Source organism: Pedobacter panaciterrae, assembly GCF_013204795.1.
In the GTDB taxonomy this organism is placed as follows: Bacteria; Bacteroidota; Bacteroidia; order Sphingobacteriales; family Sphingobacteriaceae; genus Pedobacter; species Pedobacter panaciterrae.
The window spans coordinates 148,751-165,053 of the sequence record NZ_JABMKW010000020.1; the positions used below are offsets into that span (position 1 = coordinate 148,751).

At 39.5% G+C, this 16,303-nt stretch carries 14 protein-coding genes; 8 read left to right on the top strand and 6 right to left on the bottom strand.

Annotation, left to right across the window (positions count from 1 at the left end; genetic code table 11):
• Positions 1 to 29: 29 nt before the first annotated feature.
• Positions 30 to 1,715 (top strand): serine hydrolase domain-containing protein, encoded by a 1,686-nt coding sequence (locus tag HQN86_RS19435; RefSeq protein ID WP_172662556.1) that lies wholly within the window; start codon positions 30 to 32, stop codon positions 1,713 to 1,715.
• A gap of 1 nt (position 1,716) precedes the next feature.
• Here HQN86_RS19435 and HQN86_RS19440 read toward each other — a convergent pair whose 3' ends face one another.
• Together HQN86_RS19440 and HQN86_RS19445 are read right to left on the bottom strand one after the other, a co-directional pair.
• A complete protein-coding gene (locus HQN86_RS19440; protein ID WP_172662557.1) occupies positions 1,717 to 2,910 on the bottom strand; it encodes a C40 family peptidase in 1,194 nt (397 codons plus the stop codon).
• Between the two features lie 202 nt (positions 2,911 to 3,112).
• The gene (locus HQN86_RS19445; protein WP_172662558.1) at positions 3,113 to 4,051 is read right to left on the bottom strand and encodes an alpha/beta fold hydrolase; all 939 of its coding nucleotides are present in this window, start codon (positions 4,049 to 4,051) and stop codon (positions 3,113 to 3,115) included.
• Positions 4,052 to 4,194: 143 nt separating this feature from the next.
• Here HQN86_RS19445 and HQN86_RS19450 point away from each other — a divergent pair, with 143 nt between their 5' ends.
• The 5 genes from HQN86_RS19450 to HQN86_RS19470 all read left to right on the top strand — a co-directional run bounded on the left by HQN86_RS19450 (position 4,195) and on the right by HQN86_RS19470 (position 11,691).
• Positions 4,195 to 5,844, top strand: a complete 1,650-nt coding sequence (locus HQN86_RS19450; RefSeq protein ID WP_172662559.1) for a M1 family metallopeptidase — start codon at positions 4,195 to 4,197, stop codon at positions 5,842 to 5,844.
• Positions 5,845 to 6,021: 177 nt separating this feature from the next.
• Positions 6,022 to 6,399 carry a DUF4488 domain-containing protein gene (locus tag HQN86_RS19455; protein ID WP_172662560.1) on the top strand — a complete coding sequence of 126 codons (378 nt, stop codon included), beginning with the start codon at positions 6,022 to 6,024 and terminating at the stop codon, positions 6,397 to 6,399.
• Positions 6,400 to 6,605: 206 nt separating this feature from the next.
• Entirely contained in the window at positions 6,606 to 7,232 is a 627-nt protein-coding gene (locus tag HQN86_RS19460) for a class I SAM-dependent methyltransferase (RefSeq protein ID WP_172662561.1), read from the top strand.
• A gap of 78 nt (positions 7,233 to 7,310) precedes the next feature.
• The gene (locus HQN86_RS19465; protein WP_172662562.1) at positions 7,311 to 8,729 is read left to right on the top strand and encodes a TlpA family protein disulfide reductase; all 1,419 of its coding nucleotides are present in this window, start codon (positions 7,311 to 7,313) and stop codon (positions 8,727 to 8,729) included.
• A gap of 112 nt (positions 8,730 to 8,841) precedes the next feature.
• Positions 8,842 to 11,691, top strand: a complete 2,850-nt coding sequence (locus HQN86_RS19470) for a hypothetical protein (RefSeq protein ID WP_172662563.1) — start codon at positions 8,842 to 8,844, stop codon at positions 11,689 to 11,691.
• Here the strand turns inward: HQN86_RS19470 and HQN86_RS19475 are convergent.
• The 4 genes from HQN86_RS19475 to HQN86_RS19490 form a co-directional block, all read right to left on the bottom strand.
• Positions 11,688 to 12,098: a transcriptional regulator gene (locus HQN86_RS19475; protein ID WP_172662564.1), complete on the bottom strand. Its 411-nt coding sequence runs from the start codon at positions 12,096 to 12,098 to the stop codon at positions 11,688 to 11,690. The genes HQN86_RS19470 and HQN86_RS19475 overlap by 4 nt on opposite strands.
• A gap of 63 nt (positions 12,099 to 12,161) precedes the next feature.
• A complete protein-coding gene (locus tag HQN86_RS19480) occupies positions 12,162 to 13,280 on the bottom strand; it encodes an outer membrane beta-barrel protein (protein ID WP_172662565.1) in 1,119 nt (372 codons plus the stop codon).
• Entirely contained in the window at positions 13,264 to 13,851 is a 588-nt protein-coding gene (locus HQN86_RS19485; protein WP_172662566.1) for an RNA polymerase sigma factor, read from the bottom strand. The genes HQN86_RS19480 and HQN86_RS19485 overlap by 17 nt, the downstream gene beginning before the upstream one ends.
• Before the next feature lie 101 nt (positions 13,852 to 13,952).
• Positions 13,953 to 14,666: a DUF4397 domain-containing protein gene (locus HQN86_RS19490; RefSeq protein WP_172662567.1), complete on the bottom strand. Its 714-nt coding sequence runs from the start codon at positions 14,664 to 14,666 to the stop codon at positions 13,953 to 13,955.
• A 149-nt stretch (positions 14,667 to 14,815) separates the two neighbouring features.
• Here HQN86_RS19490 and HQN86_RS19495 point away from each other — a divergent pair, with 149 nt between their 5' ends.
• Together HQN86_RS19495 and HQN86_RS19500 are read left to right on the top strand one after the other, a co-directional pair.
• Entirely contained in the window at positions 14,816 to 15,307 is a 492-nt protein-coding gene (locus HQN86_RS19495; protein WP_172662568.1) for a hypothetical protein, read from the top strand.
• Between the two features lie 96 nt (positions 15,308 to 15,403).
• The gene (locus HQN86_RS19500; protein WP_172662569.1) at positions 15,404 to 16,303 is read left to right on the top strand and encodes a peptidoglycan-binding domain-containing protein; all 900 of its coding nucleotides are present in this window, start codon (positions 15,404 to 15,406) and stop codon (positions 16,301 to 16,303) included.

The following is a 16,303-nucleotide window of genomic DNA, read 5'->3' on the forward strand; positions in this document are numbered from 1 at the left end:
ATATTAGGAGTTACTAATCACACACGCTCATGCAAATCCACAAAAAGAGACTTTTCATCCTGCTTTTATGTGCTCTTATACCCGTAGTAAGGTTATGTGCACAAACGTTGCCAGACGCTATTACAAAAAAGATAGACGGTTTATTTACGAAATGGAATACGCCGAATACACCCGGCTGTGTGATTGGAATTGTACGCAATGATTCGTTGATTTATGCTAAAGGTTATGGCCTGGCCAATATGGAATATGGTGTGCCCAATACTCCAGAAACCATTTACCATATGGCATCTGTTTCTAAGCAGTTTACGGCTTATGCAATTGTTTTGCTTGCCCAACAGGGGAAACTTAAGCTAGATGACGACATTCATAAATATCTTCCCTGGTTCCCGGATCTGAAAGAAAAAATTACGATCCGGAACTTACTGAATCATACCAGTGGCATAAGAGATCAATGGCAATTGCTGGCCATATCGGGCACCAGACTCGATGATGTAATTACACAGGAGCACATTGTTAAAGTGCTGAGCAAGCAACAGGCACTGAATTTTAAACCGGGTGAAGAGTATAGTTACTCTAACAGTGGTTTTACCATGCTAGCTGAAATTGTAAAATCTGTTACAGGCAAAACGCTTAGACAGTTTACAGATTCTGTTATTTTCAAGCCTCTGGGAATGAACAGTACGCACTTTCATGATGATTATACGGAGGTGGTGAAGAACCGGTCTTACTCGTATTACCCGCGCGAAGGCGGTGGTTTTAACAATAGTATTTTATCGTACTCAAACGCAGGAGCAACCAGTCTGTTTACCAATGTCGACGATATGGCTAAATGGGTAATGAACTTTTACAAACCTACGGTGGGTACGGCAGAGGACATCAAATTGCTAACGCAAAAGGGGAAATTTAATAACGGCAAAGAATCTGACTATGCATTGGGAATTGTTAACAATACCTACAAAGGGTGGAGGCAGTATTCGCATAACGGCGCCGACGCTGGTTACAGGACATCGGTTGTTACTTTTCCTGATCTAAAAATGGGTTTTATTGTTTTTAGCAACGTTGGGGATTTTAATCCTGGTGGTAAGGGTTACGAAATAGCTGATCTTTTTATAAAAGATACCACTGCAAAAGCAACTAAGCCAGAGGCCAAACCAGTTGATACCAATAAAGCCGTTTTAAAAGATATTACAGCTGCTAAAAAATTCGAGGGTAATTATATTGCTGATGATGGGGCGCAGTTTGGTTTTAAATTAAAGAACCAAAAATTGTATTGGGACAGGTATGGCCGGTCTGACGTTTTATTAGAAGCCGAAAAGGGTACTTTTATGGTTGCTTCTTCACCTGATGTTAAATTTCAGTTCAGCACAGCAAAGGGAGATACCGTTGTTAAGCAATGGTGGCCTGATGGGAAACGTTCTTTGATTAAGTACGCAGTTAGCAATCAAACAGATAAGCAGTTGCAGGCATATGCGGGAACGTATTATTGTCCGGAACTGGACTGTAAATACGGCATTGTTTTAAAAGGGCATGATTTGATATTAACGAATAGCAAATACGAGGATAGTAAATTAAAGCTTATAGGAAAGAATCATGCTGGTACTGACTATTGGTGGATGGGTCATCTAAAAATGCTACGTGACAATAAAAACCAGATCATAGGTTTTGAAGTTAATGATGGCAGGATTATGCATTTGCGGTTCAATAAAATAGAGTAATTTATTTATACCAATAATGTTGGTCTATTCTGGTGATCTCGGGTTTGCCTATATCGGTTAATATTCTTCTTGCGCCGACAAGTGTAGCGCTTTGCCTGCCATCATAATTGTCGGCAGAGGGTACAAGACTGTTTATTCTGACCATTCCAGCCGCCTGGATAAACTCGCCCTTGCCCATATAAATGGCAGTGTGAGTTACCCTTCCATCATTGAATCCTCTGCGTTTGGCTGCCGAAAAGAACAACAGATCTCCGGGTTGCAGATTTCTTAAACACTTATCTACGCTAATGCTGTCGTTTTCTAGAACATCAACTGGCTGACCAATTAAGGCTTGTTGAGAGGCATCACGCGGAATAATCACGCCATTTAGAAAAAAGGACATTTTGGTGAAGCCACTGCAGTCGACACCCTTGCCGGACGTGCCGCCCCAGAGGTAAGGAACGCCCAACAGGCTTTGTGCTGTGGTTAAAATTTTTTCGGCATTTGGATCGGGTCTGGTAACCCAGGCTTGGTACAGGCTGGCTTGTCTTTTAGGTAAATATGCTGTTCTGCCGTCAGGATAGCCTACTTTGTAGAACTTTTTCTCTTCACCAAGTAACTGGAGGATATTGCCGCCGACCAGGTCAGATACTCGCTGTGCATTTTCATCGGGTGTGTTGAAGCTATGGCCATAGTCTGCAGTAAATACGACCTTTTTTGCCTGTTGCCAGGTTTCAAAACCTGATTTGGTCATGGGGGTTATGGCTCCAACATCTGTCCACGATATATAACCATCGGGAGTTTGTACTAAATAGAACCCTCCGTGTTTTTTAAATACTTTAATTGGTGTGCCCAGCAACATTTGCGTCATCATCTCTGCCGCATTTTTCGGGTAGGCTCTGTTGTTGCAAACCGAGAGATTGGCTACCCCGTATTCCATCCCGTGTAAGGAGGGCTCTGGCAGCAATACGCTGCTGAATTTAATTGAAGGTGTGTTTGGCTTTAGTTTATCAAATTCTTTCAGCGCTTCCTGAGAGGTGCTTTCCAATTTGGCCGAATCACCAATAAGCTCCAGGTTAAAATAAACTGAACGCTTATCTGGTGCATATTTTTTTTGAATGGTAGCCGCAACACTGCGAAAAACGGCAGTATCTGACTGTGCTTTAAGTTTAAAAATACTTAAAGAGAAAAGCAGACCCAAACAAAGACTTTTCATAGTTGTCAAATTAAATGATTTCGATAAGGAGAAACCTTTAACGAATATAGCTAAATGAAGGTTACAATGAAAAGAAAGGCGTTGTTGTGGCAGCTGCCGTTATTACAGTCGCCGTCTCGACGATAGGAGAGATCTCTTGTAGTAGCATAACCAAGAGATCCCTCAGTTCTTCGGAATGACGGCGGTGATCGAAATGTCCGCCTTAAAACGTAGGAGGCGTTGGTTTTAGATCAGAATCTAGAAAATCATTGACCATTGGAATTATCCAATCCATATGCTGCATCATACCAATATGCGTTGTGCCGGGAATTATAGCTAACCGGGATTTAGGCAGCCCATGTATATCGCCCATTTTGCCTCCGCCTTTAGCACGAAACAGCTCAAGCGCGTGCTCATATTGTACTCCGTCGGCATCACCTATGGCTATAAATACTGGAGCTTTTATATTTTTTACTTCCTTAGACCAGTCATAAGGCTTTACGTCTATACTAAGAACCTTTTTTACATACGCAGGGAAATTTTTAGGATCGTTTCCAAGACTGTCGTATTGTTTTTCGATAGGAGAGCCTTTGAACATGTCTGCATTCATTGTAGCAAAACTGGCCTCTACATCCGGCCACCACCCGTCGTGCTTATAGGTACCAGAGAGTATCACGAGTCTTCGTAACTGCTCAGGGTGGCGCACTGCAAACTGAAAAGCTACTCCGCCGCCCATACTATATCCTAAAATGTCTGCACTATCTATTTTGAGGTGCTTAAGCAAGCCAGACACATCGTCGGCCATATTTTCATAGCTAAATTCACGAGGGATATCCTTTGTGCGGCCATGGCCCTGCATCTCTGCAACAATTACTTTCCGGTTTTTGGCAAAAACAGGTATGATGTGCGACCAGTTTAAAGGTATATTCATAAAGGAACCATGTAGCAGTACAATGGGTTTACCTTCGCCATAAACTTCATAGTACATTTTTAGCCCGTTTACATCAGCATAGCCACTGTCGGCTGGCTGTATGGGTTGGTTGTTTGCCGTTTCTTTTTGTTCGGTTGAAACGGCTTGTGTATCCTTATTGCGCGGTTGGCAGGAAGCCATTACTGCTACAACAATAGCAATTGAGAGATTGATTATAATATGCTTTTTCATATTGTAAGGTTTTGTTACAATACAAATCTAGGGACCAAATGCTGTACCGTTGCTGTGAGTATGCGACAATATTAGGGGGAAAATACGACATACAGAATATGTTTCGATATCCATATATTGGTTGTTTATTGTAAGCTAACTATATGCCTTTAAGATTTCTTTTGTTTCTGCTGATTTTAATTTGCCATCAAGCCGGGTTATTTGCTCAGTCTGTGAGTGTCCCTTCCCGACAAGATACACTTAAGGGTAGTATAACTAAAGATAGAGAATGGTGGGATATAAAATATTATGCATTGGTTATTGAACCTGATTTTGGAAGAAAAACAATTCAGGGTAAAAATAGTATCACCTTTGAGGTAATAAAAAGTAACCATAATAGGTTTATGCAGATTGATTTGCAAGAACCGCTAGAGATCGATAGCGTACTGTTTAAACAGCAAAAGATCGCCGTCGAAAAGGAAGGAAATGTATGGTTTCTTAAAGTTCCTGATTTAAAAGTTAAATCGCAGGCTACTATTGACATCTTTTATTCAGGAGCGCCTAAAGAATCTACCAATCCACCATGGGATGGTGGTATATCATGGAAACTTGACTCGTTAGGGAGGCCATGGATCACCCTGGGATCTCAGTTAATTGGTGCTAGTGTTTGGTTTCCATGCAAACTACATCAAGGCGACGAACCCGATAATGGTGCTTCATTGGCCATCAGCGTTCCTGATACCTTGGTTGCTGTTGGTAACGGCAGGTTAAAAAGCCGAATAGTAAATAGTAATGGAACCGTTACTTATAAATGGCATGTAGTAAATCCAATAAACAATTATGGTTTGGCTTTTTATGTGGGAAAGTATGTGCGGGTTCCAGAAATGTATAAAAGCGAGAAAGGCAATTTAAGTACTGACTATTGGGTAATTGATTACAACAGAGAAAAGGTTCATTCTTACCTCAAAAATGAGGTTGACAAAACGCTGAAAACTTTTGAATGCTGGTTTGGGCCATATCCTTTTTACGAAGATAGTTTTAAAATGGTGGAAGCACCATATCCGGGCATGGAACATCAAAGCGCTATAGCCTATGGTAATGGATTTAAGTTGGGCAGGATAAATGCAAAATACTTAAGTACGTGGGATTTAAAGACCGATAGGCTGGTGGTTCACGAAGTGGCGCATGAGTGGTTCGGAAACAGCATTACAACAAAAGATATTACTGACAGATGGCTGCAGGAAGGATTTGCAGGGTATGCCGAAGAGCTTTTTATTGAAAGTCAATATGGTAAAAAGGCAGCCAAAGAGTTCTTTGAAGCTAGAACTATTGGCCGGATTAAGAATACTGAACCAATCATAAGACGCTATGGAATTTATGAGGATGCTGGTGGACACATGTATTTAAAAGGCTGGACAATTGTGCATATGCTTCGGGCCATTGTTGATAATGATGAGCAGTTCCGTAAGATGTTAAGGGCTGTTAACCGCGAGTTTTATCATAAAACAGTGAACTCAATTGAGGCTGAAAGGTTTATCGGGAAAACTTTAGGTAAGAATCTGCAGCCATTCTTTAATCAGTACTTGCGGGAGAAAGATATTCCTACTTTTGAGTACAGCATACGTGACAACATATTGAGGTATCGCTTTAGCAATTGTTTGTCGGATTTTGTAATGCCTATTAAAACCAACCTTACAAGTGATAAATGGCTTAATCCGACTAAAGATTGGAAGGAACTGCGTATAACGCCAACCAGCAATTCATCCTTAAGTATTGATAGTGACTTTTATCTAAATGTGAAAAGGGTTGAATGAGAAGTGAAATGTATCCGCTATTTTGTAATCTGTGCGCGGACATTTTTAACAAAGTCAATAGTAACTTCCGCTAAATCTGCAATCAAATATTTCTACTGTGAGGTAATATGACGGCAGACTTATGAAAAATTCTAGATTTTAGTTTGATTTCTTATATTAGTGTTATAACCAAATAACATGAAAAAATTAACGCTCAAAGGTATTACAATCGTTTTATTACTATTTGTCTCTTTTACCAAACTTTCTGCACAAGAATCGAATTCTGCTTTATTTAATGGCGCATGGGAGCTAACGCGATTGGCAACTAATGGTTCTGAAAGCAGGGTTGCAATTCCAGGTTTGTTGAAATTCTTTGATGCAGATGGTAAGTTTTTTAACATGCGGATCACTCAAAACGGATCTATTATTACTCATCAGGATAATTATGTAATAAACGATAATGAGACCTATTCTGAAATTATTAAGAGCGAAACCCAGGGCGCTACCTATGCCTTAGCCGGAAAGACGTATAAACTAAGATATAAGTTTAGCGATGATAAAAACTGCTCGTTTTGAATGGAATGGTAGAAGGTAAAGACGGGGCTGAAAGCCTTGGATTCACAGAAGTATGGAAAAGAGTTGAAAATAAAATTGATTCTATTTAAATCAGGTTGAACATAGGCCATAGTCATTTGATTGTTTAATTACTATTGCATTGAGCCTCGTGTGGTGAGCTGTTGAGTATTCTTGGTAAATTGCATACTCAATAGCATATAAAGATTATGGTTAATGAATCCGGAAAACCAGAGTTCTGGGAATCAGCATTTGGCGAAAAACAGGAGATGTGGGGCTTTGAGCCGGCAAAATCTGCTGTACTGACAAAGGATTTTTTTGTTCAGAAATCTCTGAAGAATATTTTGATACCTGGAATTGGTTACGGAAGGAATGCACAAATTTTTAAAGAAAACGGGATCACGGTAACAGGGATCGAGATTTCAAAGACTGCCATTGAAATGGCGAGAAAACATTATGGAACAGATATGATTATTCATCATGGCTCTGTAACTGATATGCCATTTGATAAAAACCAATATAACGGGATATTCTGTTATGGTTTAATTCATTTATTAGATAGTAGTGAAAGGGAAAAGCTAGTTTTCGATTGCTATAATCAGCTATCAGAGAATGGTTATATGGTATTTACGGGTATTTCAAAAGAAGCGCATACCTACGGACAGGGCAAGTTTATTAGCAAGGATCGCTATGAAATATATGATGGTGTAAACATGTATTTTTATGATAGGGAATCGATCCATGCAGAGTTTGACCAAGCAGGTTTATTTGAAATTACAGAAATCAGCGAGAACCAGCCGTTCTTTTTAATTAAATGTAAAAAAGGAGATAACTAGATAATAAAAGGGGTCTGTTTTTAGTCAATTTAAATTGAGAATCTATTTTCGCTATATTTAGTAACCAATGTAAATCGCATGAAAATAACGCTCCTCTTAGCATTCCTGATTATATTCTCATCTGCAATGGCACAAAGCCAGGACAAAGTAACCCTCTCGGGTACGGCCACCCACGAAAAGATAGATCATATTTTTATCAATGAGCCTTTATTATTTTACACACAGGAGCCTAAAAATCTATTGACGTGTTATACACAAAACAATCAGCTTAAGGGCGCTTTTGGCATAAACAAACCCCAGTTTGTTTATTTGAGTATAATGTTGAGGAATTGGCAGGTATATGTAATGCCAGGAGACACCATAAGATTTACGATTGATGGCGCAGGTCTGGATGCAAAGATTAAGTTTTTTGGGAAACATGCAGCTAATTACCAGGTGTTTGCAAACATAACTGATTTTACGGGAGGTCCGCAAAAGCCACCAAGATATATTATCAGTAAAGAGCTGCGGCACAATAAAAACAATTTACTGAATTATAAAATAACCCTTGATAAATGGTATAAAGATAAAAACGAACAATTGGAATCGCTTTTAAAACTTTACCCTATTTCTAAATCACTTACTCATATTGCTAGAAGTAAGATTGGGTATTATTATGCGAATTCCTTGTATTCACCGGTTTCAGACATGGCTGCAGACAGCGTTCCAAAGGAATATCTTAACGAATTGAAAAAAATCGGATTTAACGATGACCACTTGTTAAGCGCTAATGAGTACAAGTATGCAGTGTATAATCGATATGTAAGGTTTAAAGAAATTGAAGGCACGGTGAATTTGAAGGAGATTGAAAAGAAAATAAAGAGTGAGTTAAAAGGTAAAAGTAAAGATTATGCAATTGCAAGTTTAATTGGTGCCTGTGCGCAGAGAAAAATTCCAATAGATGACAGCGCTTTATCATCCATGGTCCGGTCTGCTTATACTGAGGTAAAGGATCCCAGCTATTTAGCGTACATCAGGGAATCTGAATTAAATTATTTCTTGCTGAACAAGCCATTGACAGATAAGGTATTAGATGGCACTTTGTTGACCACTTATTCAAATGGAATGAAGAAGAGTTTAAGAGAAGTATTAGCCGTTTATCCTGGAAAGGCTGTATATATAGATTTGTGGGCGAGCTGGTGTGGCGCTTGCCGAGTAGATATTGCGGAATCTGCCGATGCAAAGAAATGGATGACGGAAAATGGTGTTGCAGTAGTTTACTTTTCACTTGACAAAGACAAAGCAGCCTGGATGAAAGCGACTGTAAGTGATAAAATAGAAAACGATCAGTACCTGGTAGAGAATGAGTTCTCATCAGAGCTCTCTAAATTTATGGGGATCACGAGTATTCCAAGATATTTACTGATAGATAAAAACCATTTTGTAAAAAGTATTTTTGCTCCAAGACCCCTGGAAAGTGATTTAACACAGCTAAAGTCGCTGGTGAAAATATTTTAGTTGTAGTTACCAATGCATATTTGGACATTTGCAATAGTTGTTTGACGATGAGCAGGTTGGTTACCAGCCTATTATGAAGTAGATTTATTTTAAATCATCTTAATCTCTCAGTATGAAACTATTCAAACTGCTATCCCTTGCAGCAATTGCCGGTTTGTTGGTTACGGGAAGTATGACCAGCAGAAATCATCATCTTCTTTTCTCGGACAGTGCGCCTTCGGGGATTCTTTCACTGGAACTTACCAGGTCTAATAGTATTCAATACCGGATTTTTTCGGAATGGAACCGCCCTGAAAATTATGTTTTTGAACGGGACTGGACAAACCCGGCTGACTCGGTGACAATGGATAGCACTGTGTCGCCGGGCAAAAAGATTAAGTATAGTGAGCCGGGGGAAAAGATTAGGGGTGTGGATGCGGTAGAACGCCAAACGCATGCCGACTATTGGTTTATACTTTTTTATGTGTTTGGATTGATTTTGTTGTTTTGGCATTATTACAAGAATGTTTATCCTTCAAAAGACAGAATTACAAGCAGACAGTTTTGGCTGTTTTCGGGAACGGTAATAGCGATCGGTATACTTGATCTTGTCGAAAACTACTATATCCTGGAATCTATTGATCTTTTTAAAAGGTTAAATCCGGAAGGTCCCTCACCAGATAGGCTGAGTGATTTTGTGAAATCCGGATTGGCAGCTTATGTTTTTTTTCCCGCCTTGTTTAAGTTTATTCTCCTGGTTTTAACACTATTTTCATTTGGTTGGTCTATCAGTATTTTTAAACGGCTTACCGGCTGGCTTTCGGGGCTATCGGATAACTTTTTATTCGGACTACGTTTGGGATGGATGTTTCGTATTGTGCTGATTGTACTTTTTGTGCTGTTTGGATTTTTGATCTTTTCTGATCAGGGACAGGATCTGCTGATTACGATTAATACCTCCTTTTGGGGAACCATAATCTTTCTCTTTTCGATCTCGGTTTTAGCGACGATAAACTGGTATTTGCCCAAGCTATATGCTGGTGGATTTACGGATTTAATGTTGACGGTGCCAAAGGGTTTTGTGATGGCGGGAAAGAGCTCGGTGGATTATGCAAGGCTGTTAGGGACGCTTACTTTTTTGATTCCGGCAGTGGGGATTCTAAAGACCATGCAGCAGTACCATATGCCTTACCTTTTGGATGATGTGCCTGTGATGGTCATATTGCTGGTTGTCTTGGTGGGCTACAAGCAAATGTTAAAATACAATACACTGGACTCTTTTTTTGCGCCACGTGGGGTGTTTTCCGCTTTGCGCTATATGATGGTGATGATACTGTTTTTTCTCTTGATGATCGCCTTCTATTTCATCAGGGATATGGAAGTGGAACAGTATGGCCGGCTTTCATACCTTTCTCTGGATCTGTTTTTATTATCTTTTGCTTTTCTGATTACTACCACTTACCGGACTAAGATTTTTTTTGTACAAAATATAGAGGTTGCACCTGTTGTACTGATTGTTGGGTTGCTGCTGGCTGTGGTGTTTATTCTGTTTAACATTCCCCCGATACTCTTTGCGCTTATTGCTAAGTTTAGGTTCTTTACACTTTCCATTGTTATTGCGGCATTGATCTGTTATGCGCTGATATTCTCTTATCTGCTTGTATTAGGTAAACGGACTAAAGTGCAATGGATTACGCTGCTTCTGTTAATAGGGTTTTTGGTCTCTTATGTAAAGATAAGTGATTTTCATAAGGTGAACACCGTTGTGGCCAAAGGAGAAGAGCCAGTGGCATTATCTACTCATATCCGTAGTTGGCTGGAGCATAGACGAGGAGAAATTGCGACATACCAGGCTGAGCACAATAAGCCTTACCCTGTATTTTTTTTAAATTCTTATGGCGGCGGGATCAGGGCTTCTGTGTGGGCCACTATGGTTGTGAGTGAAATGGATTCCCTGGTACTTGCCTCACGTGGCAGTAAGCGGATAAGTGATGATTTTCAGCATCATGTATTTTCTTTTTCGGGTGCATCTGGAGGGACTATAGGCTTTTCTCTTTTGACAGCAGACAGGCTTAAGGCCAGGGATAGTATTTCTTCCGGAAGGTTTTATCCCGATAACACCAAGGTATATGAGTACGATTACCTGACAGCGAATGTGGTGGGGGTTTTTGGAAGGGACCTGTTTATGACCATGATTGGAGGGAACTGGTATGACGATCGTTCCCGCCTGCAGGAACGAGGTTTTGAGGGGATACTGAAGGATAAGTTTGGAATGGACTATGATATCACATTGAGAGAGGCCTGGAAGAAGGATAATATGGACTTGCCCTTGCTTTTTTCCAATACCTATGATATTAATACGGGTAAGAAGGGAATTGTTGCTCCTGTGTTGTTAGAGAAGGATGATTTTCCAAGCTGTGTTTTTATACAGGATTTGATGAGGGCAAAAAAACTTGACCTGTCACTTTCTGCGGCCGCTTTCCTGAGTGCGCGTTTTCCGTATGTATGTCCGACAGGTAAGTTTGATGAGAAGCATCATTTTACTGATGGCGGAACACTGGAAAATTCTGGCGCAGAGACCTCGAGGCAGGTAATTGCTGTATTTGAGCGGGTGCTTGCAGAAGATGAGTTTGCGGGGCTTAATGTTACGATAAATGTGCTTTCGATTTCTAATAGCATTCTATCTGTTGAGTATCCAACTCAGGATAAGAATTTGTATGAGGTAGTAGCTCCGGCATTAGGGATTTTGGAGACCATTAGTAGTAATGCACTTAAGGCTGATACGATTAATAAGGTGATGGCAGCGCGACAGAAAATGAAAGGGTGGAGCTATAACAAAATTCAGCCCACACGGGAGATGATTGCGGGGAACTGGCCTGTGCTGCCATTAGGCTGGCAAATCTCGGATCATGCGTTGGAGGTGATGAAAAAAAGTATTAAGGATCAGCGGGCAAAAATAGATAATGTACTGTTGGTATTCTAATCTTGCATCCTTATCATGCACTTTACATCTGTTTGATTGGGGTAGAGTTCAACACAGTATCCTTCCATATCAATTCCCGGTAGATCGGTTAATTGGTCAAAGGCTTTGCCTATGGCTGGTATATCTTTCATGAAATCAGTAATAGTGATACAGCTGTATCTACCGGCCTTTATGGATATTGTTTCCAACCCAAGGGCTTTGGCTTCACCAGGTTGCAATTCTTCGGCTGCGGCTTTATAAATAATGCCTCCATCGTTCTCGGGACGTGAAAGACCGAAATATTGTCGGTTTTCGTTAAATGATACAAGTGAATGCAATTTTTGGTGAGCGGCCATTACTCCGTCTGGAAAAGAAGAGGCCGTTACATAAATTACTGGAATGTCGTGGTTGATTTCTATAGTTTCCATGGTAAATAAAATCTTATAGATACAATTTAACCATTGTTTTGAAGAATATTATGTTCTAGGGCTCTAAAAATCGATACCAAGCCTTAATCCGGCAGACGAAAACTTTACATTTTCTATTTTAGAACTTTGCATGGGTAATTTAAAGAAAGGTTCAAGCGTAATGGTTCTGTTTTTTAAGAAAGGATACTTGTACCCGAAAGAGATATTGATAAAGCTTTTGTATTTTTCTTTATTCTGAGGTTGATCTTCAATGTCTACCACGGATCTTTCTTCACTGGTAAAGGTTTTATCGTATACTTCTCCATTTGGATCTACAATACTTTGCGTGTGGGAAACTGTACTGACATAAGTTAGCTCACCCCTTTGTTTTATAGTTGCAAAGGCCGAAACGCCAACTTTGGCATATAGACGTTGGTTAACGTTATATCTTAGTCCTAATGGAATTTCGACCCCTGATAACCGAACGGTGGCCGATTCTAATTGTTTTTCGTCTGTGGCGCTTAAGGTTGATCCATCATTATCTTTAAAAGCAGAGGATTCCCGATAGCCTGCGCCTAACATTATCGTGATTTTTGGATTTAAGGCATAACCTACTACGGCTTCAAATGCTAATCCCAATTTCTTTGAATTGCTAAAGTCGGTAGCCATGCCCAATCCAACTATCCAATTAGGTTCTTTTTTGGTTTTTTTAACGCTTTCGGTTTCCTGGTATGTTGTATAAGGAATTATTTTTTTGCTGCGAGGTGCACGAGCTGCAACAATCTGCTCTTCATTTGGTTTTGCCTGCGCTACCATGGTATTTTCAGGTGCGGGTTTATCTTGTTCCGGAATCGTACTGTTTACAAGCCTAATTTCAGCTTGCTTTTTGTTAATTTGAACGGGGTGATGATTGGTTGTATTGAGCTTCTTAACCTGGACTTCTTGTATGACTTCTTTTTGCACCGGTTTAGTTTTGAACTTCGCTAATGGTACCGGTTTAGGACCGGGATTGTAGCTGAATATAAAAGTAAGGCAAATTAGCAGGAGTGACGCAGCAATTCCTGAAAACCAATACCACCCGCTTGTTTTAGTTTTTGCCGGCTGTTGTTTTGAAAATGATTCCCATGAGCCTTCTTTGTAGGCTTCTTCGTTGTTTTGTAGAAGTGATTTAATCACTTCAAGCCCTCTATCCGTATGTTCCATCTTCAACAATTAAAGATTCATTATAAAGTTTTCTTAATTTTTGCTTAGCCCTGCCTAAGTATACTCTGCAGATATTTTCGGGTATACCTAAAGTTTTTGAGATCTCATCATGAGAGAATCCCTCGATTTCGAACATATTAAAGATTATCCTTTGCGACTCAGGAAGTGTATTAAGTAATTTTAAGATGTCCTCAACATACAGCTGATCTAATGCACGACTATAGATCTGTGGATGTTTTTCTTCGCCTATATCGTCAAATTCCTCGTTGATGGTTCTCCTTTTACGGAGGTAATCTATGCAATTGCGTGAGGCTATCTTTGCCATCCAACCTCGAAATGTTTTTTCGGGGTCTATTGCAGATTCTAATAGCTGAAATTGTGTGATATGATTAAATATCTTGATAAACGTATCATTTACAAGTTCTTCCGAATCACTTCTGTTGTTGATGTAACGCATGGTAACTGCCATTAAATACCCGTAGTAGGTTTTATACATGACTTCCTTTGAAGCGTTTTTTTGATCAGCAACGCCTGCAATAATTTCCTTAAGCTTCGGGAGTTTTCTTAGCACTCTTCCAGGATTTATATATTCTACGCCAACTGGTATTCATAAATGGGGCTACACAAATCCTTTTATAAATAAGAAAGTGCAGCCCCAGAAATAATAGGCGGTTATTTGTTGGTAAGAACCGTTAAACCAAGTTTGGTGTCGTCTGTTGCGGCTTTAAGGCCTTTTGCATAGATCGTATATACTTTTCCTTTTTCAATTTTAACTTTTGGAAGTGTAGCAAGTACGGTTGTCTTGCCATTTTCTCTGATCTCAAAGTTGATCTCGGCGCCAACCTCTGTGGTATTGGTGAAATCGGTTGATTCTTTAAATGCTTTTTTAGCCAGAAGTACTTCTGTTTTTCCGGTAACAGCCAAATCAAGTGAGCCTGCATCAGGACTTAAGTTAATGAAACGGATTTTTGCTTTATCAGCAGCTGGAGCAGTTAGATCATCAGCAACAAATACAAGTGCATTGCCTGTTTTATCTGCAACAAATACCGAGTAAGATTTATCTGCGGCCAGGGTTACATCGGCTTTTACAAGAATATCGGATACATCTTTTTTAGTAACGCTTAATTCCCGTTTGCCTGAACTGATTGATTGGTATTCGATTACCGTGTTGTACGTTAATGCTTTCGTATTCTTTTTTACTTTATCTACAAAGAAAGAAAGCTCAGGCGTTCCTGGCGCGGCATGGATTATTGATAAATTTGCTGGCTTAGGTGTTTGTGGATTAGGATCTTTATCCTTTTTACATGAACTAAAGATACTTGTTAACGTTAAGGCAAACACTAAAGTTTTGGCAACTGGCGATAGGTAGTTTTTTGTTGTTTTCATTTTTAAGTTTTTGTGAAATAAAATAGTGTAATGTTAATGGCCATTAACGTTATTACCCATAGAACGAGCCTCATTATGAAAAAGCAACAGGGGTAGTAAATTATTTAAATTTTTAAAGTATTTTTATACTGAACTAAGGGCCAAGTGTTATGAGTTTCGAACTATCAACCAGCGTCATTTATATTACACCTGAACATGACGAAGTCTATACTTTTATAAAGGAAATAGACAATAAACAAGGTTTGTACACCTTGGATTTTAATAATGTAGTTGTTCCTGAGAATAAGATTAAGGTAAATACACACACTAACTTTAGTGTGCCTTCCTTAATGACTAAAAACCGTATCATTAATTATCATTATGATAAACTGGTTGATAGTATTGTGCGTTTTTTGATAGATCATAATCCGGCTGAGGATTTAATGAAAATATATCGGAAGAGAGAGGTGATCTACTTTGAGCCTATAATAGATGATTCTGAAAGCCCGGATGATAAAGAGCATTTTAGGGAGCTTACGGATAAATTAAATAAACTGATAGGAATGGCCAATAGTGCCATTAAAAGCCGTTTCAACAAACATATTGTAGTTATTTTAAACTACCCTCCAAAAACGCATCATCTGCATACGATACGGATTTAGTATGGTATATGGGATACTAAAAATGATTAGAAATGACTATTTATCAAGTTTCTGCTCATGTCTATATTAGTGATAGCTTTCACTAATTAGACTTCTATGAAAACGCTAGTAATTTCTAAAATTCCTGCCTATGGCAGTTTTTCAAAAGACGTAAAAATCTTACAAGAAAGATTAATTGAGCTTGGGTTTGATCCGAAAGGTGCAGATGGAATTTATGGAATGAATACCCAGCAAGCTGTGATCTCATTACAGCTAAAAAATAAGCTACAAGGATCGGGGGTTATAGGCCCTAAAACTTTAGGCTTGTTAAAACTGGTTGTATCTGATATTTCAGTAATAACGGATAGTCCGTTGATTACCAAGGATATTAAGAACAAGAAAGACAGGCATCTTCATCCAAACATGCGCCAGCGATTAGAGGCATATCTTTTTGCAAACGGGAATATTCCGGATTTCTGGACGAATAAAAAACTAAGCTCGGTTTGCATTGCAGTACAGGAAGCATTGGCAGAACTGGGTGTTAAGGAAAACGGGAGAAACAACTATGGAACTGACGTTGGCGAAGTGCAAGGTACTACCGGGGGTTTTACGCCGGGCGGAAATGGAGATGCATGGTGTTTGGATTTTGCCCAGATGAAGGTGGCAATAATTGAAGATTTCTATCAAAAGGAATCGCCGGTTCCTGCTACTGCTAATTGTGTGGATTGCTGGAAGGGATCTGAAAAGGTGGCCGGCTTAACCACATCGGTACCAACGATTGGCACTTTGGCTTTAGCACAATATATAAACAATCCAACAAGGGGTCATGCCATGGAGTGTTATGAGCTGCTTGGAGGGGGGCAAATGCGGACTGTTGAAGGAAATACTTCTGCAAATGACATGACTAATGGAAACAACTCCGGTTTTAATGTGAGGAACCAGAAACTCAATAACAGAGACACCTTAAGAACGCTTGGATTTGTATATGTATATCCAAATAATCAGGTTCCTACATAA

What these genes read in the sequence shown, in the direction of transcription:
- HQN86_RS19435 (WP_172662556.1), top strand. Translation starts at nt 30, where the DNA reads ATGCAAATCCACAAAAAGAGACTTTTCATCCTGCTTTTATGTGCTCTT.
- HQN86_RS19440 (WP_172662557.1), bottom strand. Translation starts at nt 2,910, where the DNA reads ATGAAAAGTCTTTGTTTGGGTCTGCTTTTCTCTTTAAGTATTTTTAAA.
- HQN86_RS19445 (WP_172662558.1), bottom strand. Translation starts at nt 4,051, where the DNA reads ATGAAAAAGCATATTATAATCAATCTCTCAATTGCTATTGTTGTAGCA.
- HQN86_RS19450 (WP_172662559.1), top strand. Translation starts at nt 4,195, where the DNA reads ATGCCTTTAAGATTTCTTTTGTTTCTGCTGATTTTAATTTGCCATCAA.
- HQN86_RS19455 (WP_172662560.1), top strand. Translation starts at nt 6,022, where the DNA reads ATGAAAAAATTAACGCTCAAAGGTATTACAATCGTTTTATTACTATTT.
- HQN86_RS19460 (WP_172662561.1), top strand. Translation starts at nt 6,606, where the DNA reads ATGGTTAATGAATCCGGAAAACCAGAGTTCTGGGAATCAGCATTTGGC.
- HQN86_RS19465 (WP_172662562.1), top strand. Translation starts at nt 7,311, where the DNA reads ATGAAAATAACGCTCCTCTTAGCATTCCTGATTATATTCTCATCTGCA.
- HQN86_RS19470 (WP_172662563.1), top strand. Translation starts at nt 8,842, where the DNA reads ATGAAACTATTCAAACTGCTATCCCTTGCAGCAATTGCCGGTTTGTTG.
- HQN86_RS19475 (WP_172662564.1), bottom strand. Translation starts at nt 12,098, where the DNA reads ATGGAAACTATAGAAATCAACCACGACATTCCAGTAATTTATGTAACG.
- HQN86_RS19480 (WP_172662565.1), bottom strand. Translation starts at nt 13,280, where the DNA reads ATGGAACATACGGATAGAGGGCTTGAAGTGATTAAATCACTTCTACAA.
- HQN86_RS19490 (WP_172662567.1), bottom strand. Translation starts at nt 14,666, where the DNA reads ATGAAAACAACAAAAAACTACCTATCGCCAGTTGCCAAAACTTTAGTG.
- HQN86_RS19495 (WP_172662568.1), top strand. Translation starts at nt 14,816, where the DNA reads ATGAGTTTCGAACTATCAACCAGCGTCATTTATATTACACCTGAACAT.
- HQN86_RS19500 (WP_172662569.1), top strand. Translation starts at nt 15,404, where the DNA reads ATGAAAACGCTAGTAATTTCTAAAATTCCTGCCTATGGCAGTTTTTCA.